Raw genomic sequence first — 17,964 nt, 5'->3', positions numbered from 1 at the left:
ATCTGTCCGATTGATCGGTAAGATTCAAAAACATCCCCATTGAAATTCAATTGGGCGAAATAGCAATCGAGTAGGACTTAAATACCCCTTATAACGATTGTCGGTTGGCAGTGAGGCCATTGGCACTCGCCTCCTGACTGATCGGATCGTTCGGCGCGATCATGCTGCGTGATCGTTTTCAGGAAGCGCGTTTGTGGCAAACGACTGGTATCACCGCTACAACCCCTTTAGCGAGCAATGGCATCCCCTGCGGTGGGTACGCCCATTCATGCGTCCCAAGACCTTGGCCCTGCTGGAGTCTTGCACGATCGGGCTAATTGCTGGGTTGGCGGCCGTGTTGATGAAGTGGGGGGCGGCTTGGGTGGGAACCCAGCGGATCGCGATCGCCACCCGTAGCCCCTTACCGGCCCTGGCGTTGGCGGCGGTGGGGGTGGTGGGTTGTTGGCTGGCTGGTTGGTTGGTGCAGCGCTTTTCGCCGGACGCTGGGGGCAGCGGCATTCCGCAGGTCAAGGCCAAGCTGGCCTTTGGGCCGATCCTGCTGGATTGGCGGGCTGTTTGGGTCAAATTATTGGCCACCACGCTCACCTTGGGGTCTGGGTTAACCCTGGGTCGCCAGGGGCCCACGGTGCATGTGGGCGCTTCTATCGCGGCCCAACTCAGTCGTTGGATTCCCACTTCGCCGGCCTATCGTCGCCAAACAATTGCTGCCGGGGCCGCGGCTGGTTTGGCGGCTGGGTTTAATGCCCCGATCGCGGGTGTGCTGTTTGCGGTGGAAGAGCTGCTGCATGATGTGTCGGGTTTGACCCTGGGGCCGGCTCTGTTGGCGGCCTTTGTGGGAGCGGTGGTGGCACAGTCCTTGGGCGGTGATATTTTGCCCGTGAGCTTGAACCTATCGCGGGTGGCCACGGAATTTACGGCGCGGGATATTCCGGCCTACCTGTTGTTGGGTTTGTTGGCCGGTTGGTTGGGAGCCAATTTCAATCGGGGGGTGATTGCCAGTTTGGGTCTCTATCGCCGGTTGCAATGGGGGTTGCCGGAGCGGATGGCCCTAGCTGGTGGAATTACGGGACTGGGTATGGCGATGTTGCCAGCGGCGTTTTGGAACTATAGCTGGCTGCGGGAAGATTTGGTGCTGGGGGGGACGGCTTGGCAGGGCGCGGCGATCGCCTTTGGGGCCCATTTCCTGTTGACTTTGGTGGCCTTTGGTTCCGGTGCGCCGGGGGGCTTGTTTGGCCCTTCGCTGATTTTGGGGGCCGCCTTGGGCAGTGTGGTGGGGGCCTTGGTGGGGGCCCACTCGATCGCCACCTATGCTCTGGCCGGGATGGGGGCATTTTTTGCGGCGGTGTCGCGGGTGCCAATCACGGCGATCGCGATTGTGTTTGAAATGGCGGCGGATTTTAACTTGGTGTTGCCGCTCACCATTGGTTCCACGGTGGCCTATTTGGTGGCCGATCGCCTGGATTCTGGATCTTTATACGATCGACTGCTGGCCCTCAAGGGGTTGGAGTCGGAACCCATTCCCGATGTGGATTTGCTAGCGGATTTAACGGCCAAGGATGTGATGAATCATCCGGTGGAAACCCTGCGGGCCAGCCAAACCCTGGAAACGGCTCGCCAACGGTTTGCCGATTCGCACCATCGCGGTTTTCCGGTGGTGGACGATCGGGGAAATTTGGTGGGCATTTTGACCCAATCGGACATCACGGATTTGGATGCCGAGGATTTGGCCGCCACCGATCGGGTGACGGCGGCCATGACTCCCCAGCCGATCGCGGTGCAAATTGACGATCGGCTGTCGGATATTCGCTTTTTGCTCAGTCGCTACAAACTGGGACGACTGCCCGTTTTGGAAGGGCAAAGGCTGGTGGGCATTGTCACGCGCAGCGATCTGTTGCGCGTTGAGTCCAAACGACTGGGGGGAGAAATTAATCCCCAGCAGCCGCGCCGGCCCGCCTATGCCATCTATAAAACCCGGGGGCCGAACACGGGGCGATCGCGAATTTTGGTGCCGATCGCCAATCCAGCGGCGGCCTTGGGGCTGTTGCGGTTGGCGCTGGCCATTGCGCGCGATCGACAGGCGGAGGTGGAATGCTTGCATGTGATGTTGGTTCCTGTGGGTCAGTCCCCGGCGGAAACCTCGATCGATCCGGCGCTGGTGGCCCCCATGCGCAAACTGTTTGAACGGGCAACCCGTGCCGGTCGTCAATGGCGCATCTCCATCCATAGCCAAATTTGCTTGGCCCGGGATCCGGCCGAGGCCATTTTGGAAGTGATTCAACGGCGGCGAATCGACTTAGTGATTATGGGTTGGCAAGGGGCGATCGCCCGGCCGGGATTGCCGGTTTTTGGCGACTCGATCGCCCGACTGTTAAACGATGCCCCCTGCGAAATCATGTTGGTGAAATGGGGAGAAGACCTGTTCAAACGGCCGCGAATTCGTCAGCAAGAGGCGGTGCAAGCCATGCTCAGTCTCGATCGCTGGTTAGTGCCGATTAGTGGTGGGCCCAATGTGGAGCGGGCCCTGAATCTGTTGCCGCCGCTGTTGGGCCTGACCCGATCAGCCGCCGTCACCCTCTGTCAAGTCGTGCCCAAGGTGGCCACCAGCGAGGAACCGGACTTCAGCGAATCGGCGGCGCAACCCTGGACGACCGATCTTTTGGATCAGGCCACCGCTCGACTCACCAAAACCAGCCCCACTTCAGTCACGGCGCTGGCTCTCTGTGCGGATCAGGTGGCTGAAACCATTTTGCACTTGGCCGAAAGCCTAGATAGCCAAGTGATTGTGTTAGGAGCCAGCCGAGAAAGCCTACTCAAACAGGTCATTCATGGCAACTTGCCGGCCACGATCGCCCAGCAATTTCAAGGCACAATTTTAGTAGTTCGTGGCCCATTGACTGGCAATGATTAAGTGCTTGCTGCTGGATTAGCTGCATTAGCTGAATTAGCTAAATTAGCTGCATTAATTGAAATCCGAACTAGATTGGCGTTTGCTTTCATCAATCGGCCAATCTTCATCTTCACCACCGATGCTAATACGGCGAATTTCCAAAAATTCTCGACTCAGTTGAGCAAAGGCATTGATCAACACATCCAGGGCGATCGCATCACTGGTTCCCAAGTCAAACCAGCAACGGGCGCGGGTTCCTTCAAACTCCACTTCGCCCATGTTGTGCATCAGGGCCATCATCGATTGATCCAGTACTTCACTGTCATATTCCATATAGCTCAAGTCCAATCCCACCTCTTGAACCTGCGCGTTTTCGGCATTGAATCCACCTAATTTCCCTAAGAAAAACCAGGAATCAAAAACCTCTTCAATGTATTGCTGCTCCATGCGTCCTGGAACGGTGTCCAGCTCCAGCCAAATCCAAACATTAAAGGGGTCAAACTCGCGAAATTGAATGTCCATGGAAAAGAGAGAGAAAAGGGATGAATTGCCAATCACTGAATTGATTCGATCAGTCAAATGAATTCAATTCAATAGACCAACGCAATCGCAAGCATTAACCAGCCGCTAATGCACTACAGCCTTTACTGAAAATAATCGGCACGCCATATTGCAGATGCCATGAGGCAACGGTTTGGTGGGCATTGCCCACCCTACGATCGGCTGTGCTTAGTTAGCGAGGTAAGGGCTGTCAGTTGACTGGATTGAACTGAATTACATGGATGAACTCAACCGATCGAAATCAACGGGAGCTGCCTAAAGCAACGCGCCGCCACAACTGGAACCAGCGCCGGCCGTGCATCCGTAGCAGTGGCGATCGGTCTGAACCGTTTGGATTAAATCCAGGGAACCGGCTGCCAACAGATCCGCCAGGGTCAGCATTTTACCATCGGGCGATCGGGCTGGGATCTCCTCCATTTGGTTAAAATCGCAATCGTAAAGATAGCCTCGATAGTCCACCGATAGCTGATCACGACACATCAACCCTGCCACGGTGTCGGCATTGAAATTTTGAGCCAAAAACTGACAATAATCGGCTTCCAGTTGGCGAGCTTGCAGGGCTAATTTAGTCCGCCCGATCGGGAGATTGGTGATGGTCAGTAAATGATTGAAATCAATGTTGTGATCAGCTTTTAAACGCTGACGATAGGCCACTTCCAAACCCGCTTGGGCCGGTGGCAGTGAAAAATTAGCCCCCGTGGGAACTGGTGGGTTATAAACCAAGTCGATTTGCAGTTTTGGATCTCGCCCATAGCCCCGCTGATTTAGGAGTTTGAGGGCGGCAATGGAGCGATCGAACACACCGCGTCCCCGTTGTCGATCGACATTTTCTGACAGATAACAAGGCAACGAAGCCACGACTCGCACATGATAGTTTTGGAAAAAGTCCGGCAAATCTTCAAACCCATCCTCAAAGAAAATGGTTAAATTTGACCGAACAATCACTTCCTTTTTGGCAGCGGCCGCCGCTTGCACCAAAGCCCGAAAGCCATCGTGCATTTCTGGTGCACCGCCCGTTAAATCCACCGTTTGAATCTGTGGAAATTGCTGAATGATGGCAATTAACTGCTCACAGACTTCCGGGCTAATAGCTTCAGTGCGTTTTGGCCCCGCTTCCACATGGCAATGGGTGCAGGCCAGGTTACAGCGTTTGCCAAGGTTGATTTGCAACACACGAATGGTGCGCTTCGTTAGACAAGTGCCAAGGGCTTCGGCAAAAGGACGCGGAGAATCAACGGCGGCAATCACAGGACTATGCATGAAATTTCTAGAACTTCCTAACGATCCAACTTGAAGCTTGAAACTTGTTAACAACTTTCCCAGGCGTGATCAACTTGCTGAAATAGCTCTAGTAAAGTTCCCTGGTTGTGCAAAACCACGTCGGCCCGCGCCATTTTTTGTGCCAGTGGCCATTGGCTGTTGATGCGAGCTTGGGCCTGATCAACCGTCAAATGATTTCGGGTCATTAACCGGTGCAATTGCTGGGCTGGCTCACAACTAACCACCCAAATTTCCGTGACTAAATCGGTCATTTGGGCTTCAAATAGGAGGGGAATGGCTAAGACAATGCTGTTCGATCGCCCTTGATGAGCCGCAATTCCAGCCAACAAATGGGCCCGCACGATCGGGTGAATTTGGGCTTCTAACCATTGGCGCTCGGCCGGCTGCTGAAACACAATTTCGCCTAAACGGGGTCGATCGAGCGAGCCATCAGCACCAATCACATCAGCACCAAACCGCTGGGCGATCGCCGGCAAAAGGGGTGACCCCGGTTCCACGGCCGATCGCGCCAACTGATCCGCATCCAACACCGGCAATCCATAGCGTTCTGCCAAATAGTCTGACACTGTGGTTTTGCCCGTGGCAATGCCGCCCGTAAGTCCAATGATTCGCACCTGGGCCCCCTGATTGATTCCGGGACTGAACTCCTACAATAATCGTAGGGATGGCATCCCGGTTTGTTGGGGCTGTTTGGCCTTGTCTCCTGTCTGCAATTCTGGTTCCATTTTTTCCCTGCCCCATTTTTTGCACCCCCATGTTGAAGGTTCACCGCGCGATCGGCATTGCTCTTGTGGGCGCTTGGTTGAGTAGCCCGGCCCTGCCGGTGCGAGCCTTCTCGGAAAATGATCTGCTGCGATTGCGACGCACCAACGAGTGCAGCGGTTGCGACCTCAGCGAAGCCGACCTGTCGGGCAACAGCTTCATTGGAGCGCGGTTGGTGGGGGTGAATTTATCAAAGGCGAAGTTGGCGAATACGGATTGGTCGGGGGCTGACTTCACGGGGGCGAATTTGGAGGGGGTTGACCTGTCGGGGGCCCGGTTGTTTGAGGCCAAGTTTCAGGCGACAAATCTAATTGGTGCAACCCTTTCCGGGGCTGATTTGACCAATGCCAATCTATTCCAAGCATTTTTGAGTGGGGCCAAGCTCGATCGCGCCGTGTTGTTTTATGCCAATCTCAGGAACGCTGACCTGACCAACGCGGACTTAACCGGCGCAGATTTGACCCTAGCGGAACTGAACGGGGCTAAGTTGAGCGGGGCCCAACTGCCACCGGGTTTTCGACTTTAGGCCTGGAGTTAGCCAAGGCCCCGAGGCTGCCTCGGAACCTGGGCGCAAGCTGACCGACTTTGGCTTCATTCGGCTCTAGTTGGCTTAACTCAGCAGCGCCTCAAATTCCTGGCGCAACCCATCCGCATTGCCCAACCGCGACACCATTAAACTGCCCTGGCCCGCGTCCGCAAGGCGATGTTTCCAAAAGGCGATCGCATCAGCATTTTGCATCCAAAAATCCACCACCGTGGCGGAAATATCATTCCAAGACCAATCATGCCGCCAAAGCACCGGTTCGATCGATTCCAAGGTGGCATCCAGCGTGCATTGAAAACTACCGATATATTCCACAGGGGGAGCGGGCGATCGCTCAATTAACTGTTGTTGCTCATGAAAAAAGTGCAGCACTGGAGACACACCCACAATTTCAAATGTGTAATCCATGGCAAACTCCCACAAATTTCAAAGGGCATTTCTGAAAAATAGAGGCGCAATCTTCTCCGAGCGCATGTCTCAAGGGCTGAGAAGGTGATTGCAGACGGTGAAGGTCATGAAATTGAATGAAAAGGGATTCGTTCTGATTCGTTCTGAGCTGTGAATGGGGGCTATGAACTGATTCTTGACTTTATGTATTAGCGCAAATTTTTTGAGCTTGGCAATGATTTTAGAAATTTATTGGCAAATGCAACAACCTTGTAAAAATCTCAAGTTATAAAAGACTCAATTGATACAAAAATTTCGTTTTATGGGCTGCAATCTGTTAGCACTCTCAGCTTTTTAGTGCTAATTGCTGAAGACTGACGCGATGTTCGATTGCCTGCCAGCTCATCAAAAATCGGCGTTGACCAAAAGCCAGGGATCGATCGACCCCTGGCGCTGGTTTTCTTGAATTGGAACGAGCAATCAATTAGCGCACCGTTGGCGCACCATTGGCGCACCATGGGCACAACATTGACGCACGATTGACGCACCATTGGCGCAGAAGGTGGATGGCAACGATCGGGGTTGAATCCTAGCGATCGTCCGCAAAATCCTGCATTTGTCCAGTGCGCACCGAGAGCTGTTGATTGCCACCCCGATCGCCCCGTCGCACAGTCATGGCCAGGGCCTGACCCACGCGGCTGCGTTCCACCAGTCCTTGCAACTGTTCCGCGCTGGTGACCCCCGTGCCATCAATTTGCACAATCACATCACCCCGCCGCAGGCCACCCCGGGCCGCAGGCGAATCGGGAATCACATTCACCACCAACACCCCCGACACTTCCGGCAGCATGATGGCGGCGTTGGGGTCGCTGTTGTTTTTGCGGGCCAAGTCAGGAGTCAAGGTGCGCATCTGAATGCCCAGGAACGGATGCGGCACGGCCTGACCCTTCGACAGCAAGGGCAAAATGCTCTTCACCTTGTTGATGGGAATGGCGAACCCAATCCCCATCGCGTCGGCACGGATGGCGGTGTTGATGCCAATCACCTCGCCCCGATCGTTCAGCAGTGGGCCGCCGGAGTTTCCGGGGTTGATGGCCGCGTCGGTTTGGATGAAGTCTAGGCGCTTGTCAGGAATGCCCACCTGCACGCTCGATCGCTTCAGGGTGCTGACAATGCCCAGGGTGACCGTGTTGTCCAGCCCCAACGGGTTCCCCACCGCGATCGCCCAATCGCCCACCTGCACCAAATCCGAATCGCCCAGGGGAGCCACCGGCAACCGTTCATTGCCGGGGCTGATTTTCACCACCGCCAAATCGGTGACCTCATCGGCCCCCAGCACGCGCCCATCAAACTCCCGCCCATCCTTGAGGGTCACGGTCACGCGATCGGCCCGATTTACCACATGGGCATTGGTCAACAGCAGACCATCACTTTCAATAATGAAGCCGGAGCCTTGCCCCGCAATCCGTTGGCGCTGTTCTCGGGGCATTTGCCGAAAAAACTCATCCCCAAAGAAGCGCTCAAACAGCGGATCGTTAAAAAACGGGTCAACCCGCCGGGTCACGGTGCGTTCCGTGTCGATGCGCACCACGGCCGCACCCACCCGGTTCACAGCCGCCGTCACAAAACTGTTGCTGCGGGGAGCCGCCACCTCCGCCGGGCGCTGGGCCGTGGCGCTGTCATCCACCAGGGCAACGGCGGAGGCAATTGGGCCGACCAGGGCGATCGCCCAGAGCAACACCGCCAGCCCGATCGCCCCGATCGCCCGTTGCCATGACGACGGTTGCCATGGTGACGATTGCAGTTGAGGCCGTGGCGATGGTTGCGTTTGCCCGCCGAAAAATATTAAACCCAGGCGTTTTGTTAGGCGCTGTTTCAGGCGTTTCAGTGGGTTTTGTTGATGATTGGCCCCAAGTCCCATAACGCTAAATTCCATTGCGGTTGTTTGGTTCCAAATGTTCCAGATTTTCCAGAGCTTCCAGGCAATCCAGGTGATCCAGAGGCTTCAGGTGTTCTAGGTTTCTTGGCTTCCGGGTTTCTAGGGGTTCTGAGCACAAGCCCCTTGCGAACTGAATGCCAGCCCATATCGACATCAAGACATCAAAACATCAAGACATCAGGGGAGCCAGAAAGCGAAATCCGAAACAGACTCGCGCCCGCTTCGGATTCAAAATGGCTGGCAAGGGCGGGGCGCTCGGCTCCCCAGAACCATACCGGAGCTGAACGTTAGGTAATTTGAATCAGCCAGGTACCGATATAGCGCAGCAAGGGCGTGTCACCGGGGGTCAAAATCCGGCAGTTGAAGTAATACATCCCGCCCATATCCGGGTTGCGCACATTGCTGAGCACCACCTCAAGCTGCTTACCCGAGGGAATCGGTTCCTTAGGATAAATCTCGATCGTGTAGTTTTCCGGATTCCAAACCACCCGATCTAGCTCAACCTTCTCGCCACCGTTCTTGTACCGCACATCAATGCGATCGGTGTCGAAACGTCCCTTGTAATAGTCGGGATAGTCGATCGCGATTTGGGCGATCGCCAGGTTCTGAGCCGGAATCCGCAACCGGTAGCGATCCCAGGAGCTTTCACGACCCCGATCGAGCCGGAAGCTCAGTTGACTTTCGCGACGGGGGCCACCAAAGAGCGTGAATCCAGGCAACTCCTGCGCCACCACTGCCGGCACAACTGCCAGGCTGCAACTCAGCGCGGCCAAGGCTGCCAAACCGCGACGCACCCAACGCTGCGACAGGGCACGCGGCTGACTCGAAGCCGGGGCAAAAGACTTAAAGGGCATGGATGGTGTCTCCCAATTGGAGCCAAACAAATGGAGCAATGAAGCGGCGATAAACCTTGGACATCGGGAATTTTCACCGCGAAAAGCTCGCCGGGGCAACTCATCGAAAGCTTTCATTTTCAGAAGACTCACCGAAGAGTTTTGCCGAGGGAATTTGCCGGTGAAACGCTGTCGATCGCTGATGGTGACTGGGTTTTGGGCCCCACCCCCATAGGTATCGTTGATGATCACTAAGACAGCACAAAAATGGCCAAGATTTACCAATTTTCTAAACAAAGCGTATCAAAACTTTGACCGCTTGTGGGGAGCGCGATCGCCCCAACCCAAATCGCTCGCCAATTGTCGCGCCAAGCGGCGCTCAAAGAGAGGCTCCAAAAGAGGCTCAAAGAAATACTCAAATTCAAGGCTCAAATTTAAGGCTCAAACTTAAGGAGCGCTCAAATTCAGGGGGTGCTCACGGGTTCTCGATCCTGCACTGACGCGAGTTCGCCCCCAATCCCATGGGCCATTAGCTGCCATTGGGCCAACGATTAGCAGTCCTGTGGCTCTGGTTTGCCAAAAGGGCCCACCCCCGCGCGACACTAACGAAAGGCAAATTGCACCATGGTCGGGCCCCAACCCCGCGCCACTTGCTGTGATTTAGCCCTCAGAATTTGCACCGGGAGCAAAATGGCATGACAATCACCATTTCGATCACAGCGGATCATCTCCAAAACCTAGACCTCAGCCCCATTCAACGGGCGATCGAGCCGCTCTTGGCCAGTGGCATTGCCGCCGCCGAACAACAAGTGCAACTCACCATTGACCTGCCCCGCGACCCCACCGACCCCCGCGAGCTGTCGGAAATTCCCGAAGTGCGGCTCTGGTTTCTGCGGGCAGACGCGGTTTATCCTTGGTTGCCCTTTGTTTTGGACTGGAAAGCAGGCGAACTCGGTCGCTATGCGGCCATGCTGGTTCCTCACCAATTCCATCCCACCGACGGAATTCAGTTCAATCCCGAAGCCTTGGAACTATTCGTGATGGGCAAGATTTTTGTATTAGCCAACTGGCTGAAAACCCAAGGAATTGGCACGCGATCGCGGCTTCAGGGCATGGCGCAAATGCTGGGCTACGACCTAGACGAGTCCTTTTTCGACTTGCTGGATTTGAGTTAGGTACTAACATGATCTCCGCTCCGGTCACCAGCCCTTTCAATGCCTTGGAAGAGCAGCCAAAACTAACTAGCACCTTGCTATCAGCCCTTGGCGATTTGAGTAATATTCAGACTGCCATTCCCAGAATTGCGAAAGACACTCGGCTCATGCAGCTCATCCAAGAGCAGGTTGCTGATTGGCCTAGTGAACATCATCTTCATCTGGGTGATGCCCGAACAAGCCTGAATCTTCCACCCGAAAGTGTCCATCTCATTCTGACTTCGCCGCCCTATTGGAACCTAAAGTCTTACAACTCAATTCAAGGACAAATGGGGGAAATTGACGATTATGATCAATTTATTCATGAACTCAATTTAGTTTGGGAGCAGTGCTTTCAACTACTCGCTCCCGGCGGTCGATTAATTTGCGTTGTGGGTGATGTTTGCTTATCTCGACGAAAAAATAATGGCCGCCATTCCGTATTTCCTCTTCATGCTTCCATTCAAGAAAGTTGCAGAGCAATTGGCTTCGATAATCTTTCTCCCATCATTTGGCACAAAATCGCCAATGCTTCCCTAGAATCAAAGGGAAATGGCACGGTTTTTATGGGTAAACCCTATGAACCCAACGGAATCATCAAAAACGATATTGAATTTGTTTTGATGCAGCGTAAGCCAGGGGGATATCGAAAAGTGAACTTAACAACTAAGTTGCTGAGTATTATTCCAGAAACAGATCACCGCACTTGGTTTCAACAGATCTGGAGTGATATTCCAGGTGCATCAACACGTCATCATCCGGCTCCTTATCCCCTAGAATTAGCCACAAGATTAATTAAAATGTTCTCGTTTGTAGGTGATGTGGTGCTTGATCCTTTTTCTGGCACAGGAACAACGTCCCTCGCGGCTGCTCAGTGTGGACGCAATAGCATTGGTTATGAAATTGACCCCACATACCTAAAACAATCCTATGACCGTTTAGCCCAGGAACTAACAAGCCTGTTCAGCAAAACTACGGTGATGCTGCATTCTGATTGCTAATCATTAAAACCTTAGTGTTTAAAAATAACTGAAATGCAAAATGTACTCCAAGATCTGGATACTAGGCTGGCGGTTGCTGTTCAACGGTTTTGGCAAATACGATCTGAGTCTGCTCAAGCAGTCCGTTCAGGAAAGCATCTTGATGATTTTCGTGAATTAGTTGCCAGCCTCTTAATCACGGCTGGCGTTGAGGAGAGTTGCATTTACTGGAAACAAGATACAGAGCTGCCAGGGTGGTTTCGTGCAGAAAAAAGTTGGGACTTATTAGTGATTATCAATCATCGGTTAGTTGCTGCAATTGAATTTAAATCCCAGGTTGGGTCTTTTGGGAATAATTTTAACAACCGAACTGAAGAAGCATTGGGTAGTGCAACTGATCTATGGAATGCCTACGAAAAAGGAGCATTCTATCCTTCACCGCGTCCCTGGTTAGGCTATTTCCTTTTGCTTGAAGATGCTGAAGCTGCTCATCGGCAAATTTCAATCAAGGAGCCTCATTTTTCAGTCTTTGAGGAATTTCAAGGTGCTTCCTATGTCACTCGATATCAGCAACTACTCATCAAGCTAATCCGCTCTCGGTTGTATGATTCTGCTTGCTTTTTAACTGCTCCTCAAATGGGAACAGAATCAAAAATCTATGATCAGCCAGAGCCTGAATTGACGTTTCGAGGGTTTATGGTTTCACTGTTGGGACGAGTCATTGCAGCGCTGGAGCTTTGATTTTCATAAGTTTTCGATGCCAGGCTTATCAGTTTTGAGATGTGGGCACAATGCGGGTCGTAATTCAGCGGGTGACGGCTTCTCGTGTGGCGATCGGGGGGGAAACTGTCGGGCAAATTGGCCGGGGGTTGAACCTGTTGGTGGCGATCGCCGCGACCGATACGGAGGCAGAGTTGCAGTGGATGGCGCGTAAATGTCTGGATTTGCGGCTGTTTCCCGATCCGGCGGCGGCGAATCCTCGGTTTGATTTGTCGGTCACTGAGATTGGCGGCGAACTGCTGGTGATCAGTCAGTTCACGCTCTATGGCGACGGGCGCAAGGGGCGGCGACCCAGTTTTGATCGCTCCGCCGCGCCCGATCGGGCCGAGTCCCTGTACGATCGCTTTGTGGAATTGCTGCGGGCCAGTGGTTTGCGCGTGGAAACCGGCCGGTTTGGCGCAATGATGCAAGTCCAGATCGACAATGATGGCCCAGTGACCTTAATTTTGGATTCCTAGAGTCTGGATTCCTAGCGGAGAGAGAAGATGACGGTGGTGGTGGCCGCGCTCTATCAATTTGTGGCGGTGGATGATTGGGCCGATTGGCGATCGCAGTGGCTCGATCGCGCCGGAGCCTTGGGGATTCGCGGCACGTTGCTGCTGGCCCAAGAAGGGATCAACGGCACGATCGCCGGTACTCGGGAGGCGATCGATCAGATGTTGGTGGCCCTGCGATCGCACCCAGCCCTCACGGATTTGAGCGCGCGCGAGTCGATCGCCCCGGCTATGCCCTTCCAGCGGCTAAAAATCAAACTGAAGCGGGAAATTGTCACCTTCAACCAACCGGTGGCCCCCACGGAGCGGACGGGAACCCGCGTGGCTCCGACCGATTGGAATGCGCTGATCGCCGATCCGGAGGTGAAGCTAATCGACACGCGCAACCAGTTTGAAGTGGCGATCGGTTCGTTTCAGGGGGCGATCGACCCAGAAACCCAGACTTTCACGGAATTTCCCGACGCGGTGGAACGGCTGCTGGATCCCCAGCGAGATCGAAAGGTGGCCATGTTCTGCACGGGTGGCATCCGCTGCGAGAAGGCTTCCGCTTACCTGTTGGCCCAAGGGTTCGAGCAGGTTTATCAACTAGAAGGCGGCATTCTCAATTACTTAGCCACCGTTGACCCGGCGGAAAGCGCCTGGCAGGGCGAATGCTTTGTGTTTGATGAACGGGTGGCGCTGCAACATGGCTTGCAACCGGGGACGTATCAGATGTGCCGCGCCTGTGGTCGGCCGGTCGATCGCGACCTCGACACCTGCCCCCACTGTCAATCCAGCCTGGGAGATGCCTCGTGAGCGATCGGGTAATCGAAATTTGGCAAGATCCGGCGGTGGTGCGCCATGTCGATCGCCTCTGGGCCAGTTTCCAGCAGGTGGTGGGGCGATCGCTGGGGGATTTATCGGCGGATCTCGACCCGATCGAGCGATCGCGTCGGATTTTTCACGCACCTTTTGTGGTGGTGTCCCACGGCACGGAAGCTGACCCGATTTTTAACTATGCCAACCAACGGGCGATCGAGTTGTGGGAGCTGAGTTGGGATGAGTTTGTGCAGTTGCCATCTCGGTTGAGCGCCGAGCCGATCGCCCGAGAAGAGCGAGCCAAAATGTTAGCAGAAGCAGCCGATCGGGGCTATATCAGCAACTATCAAGGGGTGCGAATTTCCAAAACGGGTCGTCGATTTCGGATCCTCGATGGGCTGATTTGGAACCTAGTCAATGAAGCAGGCCAACCCTACGGTCAAGCCGCCACATTCCAGCAAATTAAACCAGTCAATTGATACGAGTTAATTCATCAAAATCAATTCATTAAGCTGCTTAATTGCAACCAATTAAAACTTGCAATGATCAAATTTTTATCATTCACCCCCAGTAGGGGCGCACCGCTGTGCGCCCTGTACCGCATGTGACGGTTTAATCAGTCATTTTCATCATGAATGACGCATTCAACTATCAAGCGAATCAAGGATAAATGACCATTTACCTCATGCCACGTATGACATTTTAGCTAGTCATTTTCATCATGAATGACGCATTCAACCATCAAGCGAATCGAGGGCGCACGGCGGTGCGCCCCTACCAGGATGGTTGGCGATTTGCGTGATTCAATTGTTGTAATGAGCGATCACCTGGGAGACCTTGCCCGTGCTGCTGAGTTTCATCAACTCACCCGACTGCGTGCCCTGTTGATTGATGTAGTAAAGCACCAAACTTTCGATGCCCCACATCACATCTAACAGCTCAAACTTGAGATTGGGATAGACTTCCAACCCCTTTTGGAAATAGCGACGAAGGGCAGCTTTTCCTTGCACCCTTCCCGTCGGGTCACCCAAGAGCCGAGCCGCGATCGGGGAAATCAACACCACATCTTCCTCGTAGTGGCTCAAAATGCGATCGAGGTCGTGGCTATTCCAAGCCGCCACCCACTCTTGCGCAAATTCCTGGGCCTGGGATTGAGTCAGCATTGGTTTTTCCTCATTGAGTCGATCGCCTGGAATTTTAGGGGATCTCAATAGGGTTGACCATCTCGATGATAGATAGCCCAAGAGCCATCTATTTGTTGACAAGCTTTTAAATCATCGTTCGGATAGGTCACTTCATCGCCCGCCGTGCGATCGCCCACTTCCAAATAAACCGCATCTTCAGGCGATCGATTGATCAGTTGATGAGCAATGCCAGTTCCCGCCTTGAAGCCATAGCAATCACCGGAATGCAACTCAAATTCCCGATCGCCCACAATGAGGGTGAGCGTTCCCGCCAAAACAAAAATAAATTCATCTTGTTTAGAGTGACAATGGGCAAGAGCCGACGCGGAACCGGGCGCAAGTTCGGTTAAATTCACCCCAAAGTTTGACAATTGAAAGTAATCGCCCAATTTTCGCTTTAATCGACCCTTAACCACCGCGTCATAGGGTGATGGATAGATGGTTTGGCCACGCTGGGCGGGCACATTGTTGGCCGTAATCGGGTTAGGTTCCATGGAGTTGCTGGGCGCGATCGCGCAAGGGATGTGAATCGATCGATTCTCCAGTTTTAGCCTAGGAGTTTAGCGGCCCTTGCTTCACAAAAAATGCCCCATCGCGATCGCCCTGTCCAAACAGTGGGAGCGGCAATGGCACAATAGAAACCGTTAGAAACCGTTTTCCTTTTTAGATCGCGGGTGCATTATGGACTCCGTTGCTCCTCAGCGGGCCTTGCTGCTAGTGAATTCCAAATCGCGCCGAGGGCGGCAACTGCTCGGCCGGGCGATCGCCATTTTGGATGAAATGGGGTTCGAGCTAATTTTTCGCAGCACCAAGCGATCGAGCGATTTTCGCGATCTGATTCGGCAATATGCCAGCCGGATCGATTGTGTGATTATTGGCGGTGGTGACGGAACCCTGAATGCGGCCCTGCCAGCCTTGATCGAGACTCGGTTGCCCCTCGGCATTTTGCCCCTGGGAACCGCCAACGACCTGGCGCGCACGTTGGCAATTCCGGCGGACTTGAAACAGGCCTGCGCAGTGGTGGCCCAAGGGGTAACCAAGGCGATCGATGTGGGGCAAGTGAATGATCGCTATTTTTTCAATGTGGCCAGCCTGGGGTTAAGTGTCAGCATCACTCGCCAATTGAGCGGCGAAATCAAAAAGCGTTGGGGTGTGTTTGCCTACGCGATTGCTGCCATCCAAGCCCTTTGGAAATCGCGTCCTTTTACCGCAAAAATTGAAGTAAATGGTGAACTGCTAACAGTCAAAACGGTGCAAATTGCGGTGGGTAATGGTCGCTATTATGGTGGCGGCCTAAGCGTGGCTTGGGATGCTTCCATTGATGATCAACGGCTCGATTTATACAGCCTGGAAATTGCCCATTGGTGGCAAATGTTGCCGCTTTTGCCTGCAATGCACGCCGGTCGCCTCAATGATTGCGTGAATGTACGGACGATCGAGGCCACATCCCTAAAAATCATCACCAGTCGTCCCAAGTCCATCAACACCGATGGGGAGCTATCGACCACCACGCCCGCTGAATTTCGAGTGCTGCCGGCCCAACTGAAGGTTTTTGTACCAGCGGCGCGATCGAGCAGTGTTCAATCGAGCAGCGCCCAATCAAATAATCCCCAATCAAACAATCCCCAATCAAACAACTTAGACTGAGAATTCATTCAAGATGTCGTGCAGCTCATGAATCAAAAAAACTATCCTCAAGTGATTTTTCTCGATGCCGTGGGCACGCTATTTGGCGTGGCGGAAAGTGTGGGTCAGCAATATGCCCAAATGGCAAATCAACTCTTTGGGTTGCAACTCGATGATCAAGCCTTAAATCAAGCCTTTTATGATTGCTTTAAGGCGGCGGATCCTTGTGTTTTTCCAGGGGTTGATCGCGATCAATTACCCCATCTGGAATATCAATGGTGGGAAAGGCTGGCAGAACAAACGTTTACGCAAGCGGGATTATTTTCCGAAATTCCGGATTTCGCGGCCTATTTCGCAGCGCTTTACGATCGCTTTGCCACGGCGGCCCCTTGGTATGTGTATCCGGAAGTGCATGACACCTTAGCCAAGTGGCAGCGGTTGGGCATTGAGCTGGGGATTCTCTCCAATTTTGATACGCGGCTTTATCGCGTGTTGGATGCGTTGGATTTGACGCGCTATTTCAAGAGTTTCACCCTCTCGACGGAGGTGGGAGCCGCCAAGCCCGATCGCGCCGTGTTTGTTGCGGCCCTGGCCCAGCATGGCTGTGAACCGGCGGCCGCTTGGCACATTGGCGACAGCTTGGAGGATGACTACCAAGGGGCCACAGCGGCGGGGCTGCGGGCCCTGTGGCTAAACCGGCGGTAAAGTGTAGTGGCTCTGGGCGCGATCGACCGCAGCCGCGATCGCCGCCCGCCGATTGCCATTCTTTAGCCATGACCTCCTTGAACGCCGTTACCGTCACCGTTCCTGCCACCACCGCCAACTTGGGCCCCGGCTTCGACTGTTTGGGGGCTTCGTTGGCGTTGTACAACGAATTTCGCTTCACCCGAATTGAGTCGGGCTTAGAAATTATTCCCACCGGCACGGAGGCGGATCGCGTCTCGCGGGATGAAACCAACCTGGTTTATCGTTCCTACGCCAAGGTGTTTGAACTGGCGCAGGAAACGCCTTACCCGGTGCGGATTGAGATTGGCTTGGGTGTGCCCTTGGCCCGGGGATTGGGCAGCTCGGCCACGGCGATCGCGGCGGGCATTGCCGGAGCAAACTATTTGTTAGGGGGGGCGCTGTCGCCGGCCCAGGTGTTGGCCCTGGCGATCGAAACGGAAGGCCATCCCGATAACATCGTGCCGGCCCTGTTGGGGGGCTGTCGCTTGGCGGCCGATCGCGAAGGGATTTGGACCCAATGCGAAGTGCCTTGGCATTCCTCAATTCAACCGGTGATCGCAGTTCCCAACTTTGAGCTATCCACCGAAGCGGCTCGCAGCGTGTTGCCCCCCAGCTATTCCCGGGCCGATGCCATTTTCAATGCGGCTCACTTAGGCCTCTTGTTGCGGGGCATCAACGAAGGGCGCGGCGATTGGCTAACCACTGCCATGCAGGATCGGATTCACCAACCCTATCGCATGACCCTGATTCCCGGCTTTGAGGCGGTACGGCAGGCGGCGATCGAGGCGGGAGCCTATGAGTTGGTGATTAGCGGAGCGGGCCCAACCCTGCTGGCCTTGGCCCACCGAGACAAGGCGGCGGCCGTGGGTGAAGCCATGCAAGCGGCTTGGACAGCAACGGGCATTGGAGCCGTGGCGGGGCCGGTGGAGTTGGATGTGTATGGAACCCGAGTCCAGCCGTAAACTGGCCCCAAATCTGGGGAATTCGCC

General features: G+C 54.2%; 19 protein-coding genes. 11 read left to right on the top strand and 8 right to left on the bottom strand.

What is annotated here, in order from left to right:
* Window positions 1-193 precede the first annotated feature (193 nt).
* Window positions 194-2,908: a chloride channel protein gene (locus H6G52_RS12220; RefSeq protein ID WP_370567704.1), complete on the top strand. Its 2,715-nt coding sequence runs from the start codon at window positions 194-196 to the stop codon at window positions 2,906-2,908.
* 51 nt (window positions 2,909-2,959) lie between these two features.
* Here H6G52_RS12220 and H6G52_RS12215 read toward each other — a convergent pair whose 3' ends face one another.
* The 3 genes from H6G52_RS12215 to coaE form a co-directional block, all read right to left on the bottom strand.
* Window positions 2,960-3,409, bottom strand: a complete 450-nt coding sequence (locus H6G52_RS12215; RefSeq protein WP_099534892.1) for a DUF3531 family protein — start codon at window positions 3,407-3,409, stop codon at window positions 2,960-2,962.
* Between the two features lie 294 nt (window positions 3,410-3,703).
* On the bottom strand, window positions 3,704-4,708 hold the full coding sequence (arsS, locus tag H6G52_RS12210; RefSeq protein ID WP_190528636.1) for an arsenosugar biosynthesis radical SAM (seleno)protein ArsS: 1,005 nt from the start codon (window positions 4,706-4,708) through the stop codon (window positions 3,704-3,706).
* Between the two features lie 47 nt (window positions 4,709-4,755).
* Complete coding sequence (coaE, locus tag H6G52_RS12205; RefSeq protein ID WP_370567703.1) at window positions 4,756-5,343, bottom strand: dephospho-CoA kinase; 588 nt, start codon at window positions 5,341-5,343, stop codon at window positions 4,756-4,758.
* Between the two features lie 140 nt (window positions 5,344-5,483).
* Here coaE and H6G52_RS12200 point away from each other — a divergent pair, with 140 nt between their 5' ends.
* Entirely contained in the window at window positions 5,484-6,017 is a 534-nt protein-coding gene (locus H6G52_RS12200) for a pentapeptide repeat-containing protein (RefSeq protein WP_158234528.1), read from the top strand.
* 84 nt (window positions 6,018-6,101) lie between these two features.
* On the opposite strand, the gene H6G52_RS12195 is transcribed toward H6G52_RS12200, so the two are convergent.
* From H6G52_RS12195 to H6G52_RS12185, 3 genes are all read right to left on the bottom strand, one after another.
* Window positions 6,102-6,443, bottom strand: a complete 342-nt coding sequence (locus H6G52_RS12195; RefSeq protein WP_190354664.1) for a hypothetical protein — start codon at window positions 6,441-6,443, stop codon at window positions 6,102-6,104.
* Window positions 6,444-7,011: 568 nt separating this feature from the next.
* Complete coding sequence (locus H6G52_RS12190; protein WP_242026353.1) at window positions 7,012-8,358, bottom strand: HhoA/HhoB/HtrA family serine endopeptidase; 1,347 nt, start codon at window positions 8,356-8,358, stop codon at window positions 7,012-7,014.
* Window positions 8,359-8,648: 290 nt separating this feature from the next.
* Window positions 8,649-9,215 carry a DUF2808 domain-containing protein gene (locus tag H6G52_RS12185; protein ID WP_099534887.1) on the bottom strand — a complete coding sequence of 189 codons (567 nt, stop codon included), beginning with the start codon at window positions 9,213-9,215 and terminating at the stop codon, window positions 8,649-8,651.
* A gap of 674 nt (window positions 9,216-9,889) precedes the next feature.
* Between H6G52_RS12185 and H6G52_RS12180 the strand changes: the two genes are divergently transcribed.
* Genes H6G52_RS12180 through H6G52_RS12155 form a run of 6 tightly spaced genes read left to right on the top strand, consistent with a single transcriptional unit; the run spans window position 9,890 to window position 13,918 of the window.
* The gene (locus H6G52_RS12180) at window positions 9,890-10,369 is read left to right on the top strand and encodes a CRR6 family NdhI maturation factor (protein ID WP_190354665.1); all 480 of its coding nucleotides are present in this window, start codon (window positions 9,890-9,892) and stop codon (window positions 10,367-10,369) included.
* Between the two features lie 8 nt (window positions 10,370-10,377).
* The gene (locus H6G52_RS12175) at window positions 10,378-11,388 is read left to right on the top strand and encodes a site-specific DNA-methyltransferase (protein ID WP_190528634.1); all 1,011 of its coding nucleotides are present in this window, start codon (window positions 10,378-10,380) and stop codon (window positions 11,386-11,388) included.
* 33 nt (window positions 11,389-11,421) lie between these two features.
* On the top strand, window positions 11,422-12,108 hold the full coding sequence (locus H6G52_RS12170) for a PaeR7I family type II restriction endonuclease (RefSeq protein WP_190528632.1): 687 nt from the start codon (window positions 11,422-11,424) through the stop codon (window positions 12,106-12,108).
* Between the two features lie 50 nt (window positions 12,109-12,158).
* Entirely contained in the window at window positions 12,159-12,605 is a 447-nt protein-coding gene (dtd, locus tag H6G52_RS12165; RefSeq protein WP_190528630.1) for a D-aminoacyl-tRNA deacylase, read from the top strand.
* 27 nt (window positions 12,606-12,632) lie between these two features.
* A complete protein-coding gene (locus tag H6G52_RS12160; RefSeq protein WP_190528628.1) occupies window positions 12,633-13,436 on the top strand; it encodes a rhodanese-related sulfurtransferase in 804 nt (267 codons plus the stop codon).
* Window positions 13,433-13,918 (top strand): MEKHLA domain-containing protein, encoded by a 486-nt coding sequence (locus H6G52_RS12155; protein ID WP_370567702.1) that lies wholly within the window; start codon window positions 13,433-13,435, stop codon window positions 13,916-13,918. The genes H6G52_RS12160 and H6G52_RS12155 overlap by 4 nt, the downstream gene beginning before the upstream one ends.
* A gap of 324 nt (window positions 13,919-14,242) precedes the next feature.
* On the opposite strand, the gene H6G52_RS12150 is transcribed toward H6G52_RS12155, so the two are convergent.
* On the bottom strand, window positions 14,243-14,602 hold the full coding sequence (locus H6G52_RS12150) for a nuclear transport factor 2 family protein (protein WP_099534883.1): 360 nt from the start codon (window positions 14,600-14,602) through the stop codon (window positions 14,243-14,245).
* Between the two features lie 44 nt (window positions 14,603-14,646).
* Window positions 14,647-15,117, bottom strand: a complete 471-nt coding sequence (locus tag H6G52_RS12145) for a cupin domain-containing protein (protein WP_190528626.1) — start codon at window positions 15,115-15,117, stop codon at window positions 14,647-14,649.
* Window positions 15,118-15,304: 187 nt separating this feature from the next.
* On the opposite strand from H6G52_RS12145, the gene H6G52_RS12140 reads away from it, so the two are divergent.
* From H6G52_RS12140 to thrB, 3 genes are all read left to right on the top strand, one after another.
* Window positions 15,305-16,270 (top strand): lipid kinase, encoded by a 966-nt coding sequence (locus H6G52_RS12140; protein ID WP_190528624.1) that lies wholly within the window; start codon window positions 15,305-15,307, stop codon window positions 16,268-16,270.
* 27 nt (window positions 16,271-16,297) lie between these two features.
* Entirely contained in the window at window positions 16,298-16,954 is a 657-nt protein-coding gene (locus H6G52_RS12135) for an HAD-IA family hydrolase (protein ID WP_190528622.1), read from the top strand.
* 68 nt (window positions 16,955-17,022) lie between these two features.
* Window positions 17,023-17,937 carry a homoserine kinase gene (gene thrB, locus H6G52_RS12130; RefSeq protein ID WP_099534880.1) on the top strand — a complete coding sequence of 305 codons (915 nt, stop codon included), beginning with the start codon at window positions 17,023-17,025 and terminating at the stop codon, window positions 17,935-17,937.
* Window positions 17,938-17,964 lie beyond the last annotated feature (27 nt).

Source organism: Limnothrix sp. FACHB-881 (genome assembly GCF_014698135.1).
In the GTDB taxonomy this organism is placed as follows: Bacteria; Cyanobacteriota; Cyanobacteriia; order CACIAM-69d; family CACIAM-69d; genus CACIAM-69d.
This window is presented reverse-complemented; position numbering and strand designations above follow the sequence as displayed.

What these genes read in the sequence shown, in the direction of transcription:
- H6G52_RS12215 (WP_099534892.1), bottom strand. Translation starts at nt 3,409, where the DNA reads ATGGACATTCAATTTCGCGAGTTTGACCCCTTTAATGTTTGGATTTGG.
- arsS (WP_190528636.1), bottom strand. Translation starts at nt 4,708, where the DNA reads ATGCATAGTCCTGTGATTGCCGCCGTTGATTCTCCGCGTCCTTTTGCC.
- H6G52_RS12200 (WP_158234528.1), top strand. Translation starts at nt 5,484, where the DNA reads ATGTTGAAGGTTCACCGCGCGATCGGCATTGCTCTTGTGGGCGCTTGG.
- H6G52_RS12195 (WP_190354664.1), bottom strand. Translation starts at nt 6,443, where the DNA reads ATGGATTACACATTTGAAATTGTGGGTGTGTCTCCAGTGCTGCACTTT.
- H6G52_RS12190 (WP_242026353.1), bottom strand. Translation starts at nt 8,358, where the DNA reads ATGGAATTTAGCGTTATGGGACTTGGGGCCAATCATCAACAAAACCCA.
- H6G52_RS12185 (WP_099534887.1), bottom strand. Translation starts at nt 9,215, where the DNA reads ATGCCCTTTAAGTCTTTTGCCCCGGCTTCGAGTCAGCCGCGTGCCCTG.
- H6G52_RS12180 (WP_190354665.1), top strand. Translation starts at nt 9,890, where the DNA reads ATGACAATCACCATTTCGATCACAGCGGATCATCTCCAAAACCTAGAC.
- H6G52_RS12175 (WP_190528634.1), top strand. Translation starts at nt 10,378, where the DNA reads ATGATCTCCGCTCCGGTCACCAGCCCTTTCAATGCCTTGGAAGAGCAG.
- H6G52_RS12170 (WP_190528632.1), top strand. Translation starts at nt 11,422, where the DNA reads ATGCAAAATGTACTCCAAGATCTGGATACTAGGCTGGCGGTTGCTGTT.
- dtd (WP_190528630.1), top strand. Translation starts at nt 12,159, where the DNA reads ATGCGGGTCGTAATTCAGCGGGTGACGGCTTCTCGTGTGGCGATCGGG.
- H6G52_RS12160 (WP_190528628.1), top strand. Translation starts at nt 12,633, where the DNA reads ATGACGGTGGTGGTGGCCGCGCTCTATCAATTTGTGGCGGTGGATGAT.
- H6G52_RS12150 (WP_099534883.1), bottom strand. Translation starts at nt 14,602, where the DNA reads ATGCTGACTCAATCCCAGGCCCAGGAATTTGCGCAAGAGTGGGTGGCG.
- H6G52_RS12145 (WP_190528626.1), bottom strand. Translation starts at nt 15,117, where the DNA reads ATGGAACCTAACCCGATTACGGCCAACAATGTGCCCGCCCAGCGTGGC.
- H6G52_RS12140 (WP_190528624.1), top strand. Translation starts at nt 15,305, where the DNA reads ATGGACTCCGTTGCTCCTCAGCGGGCCTTGCTGCTAGTGAATTCCAAA.
- H6G52_RS12135 (WP_190528622.1), top strand. Translation starts at nt 16,298, where the DNA reads ATGAATCAAAAAAACTATCCTCAAGTGATTTTTCTCGATGCCGTGGGC.
- thrB (WP_099534880.1), top strand. Translation starts at nt 17,023, where the DNA reads ATGACCTCCTTGAACGCCGTTACCGTCACCGTTCCTGCCACCACCGCC.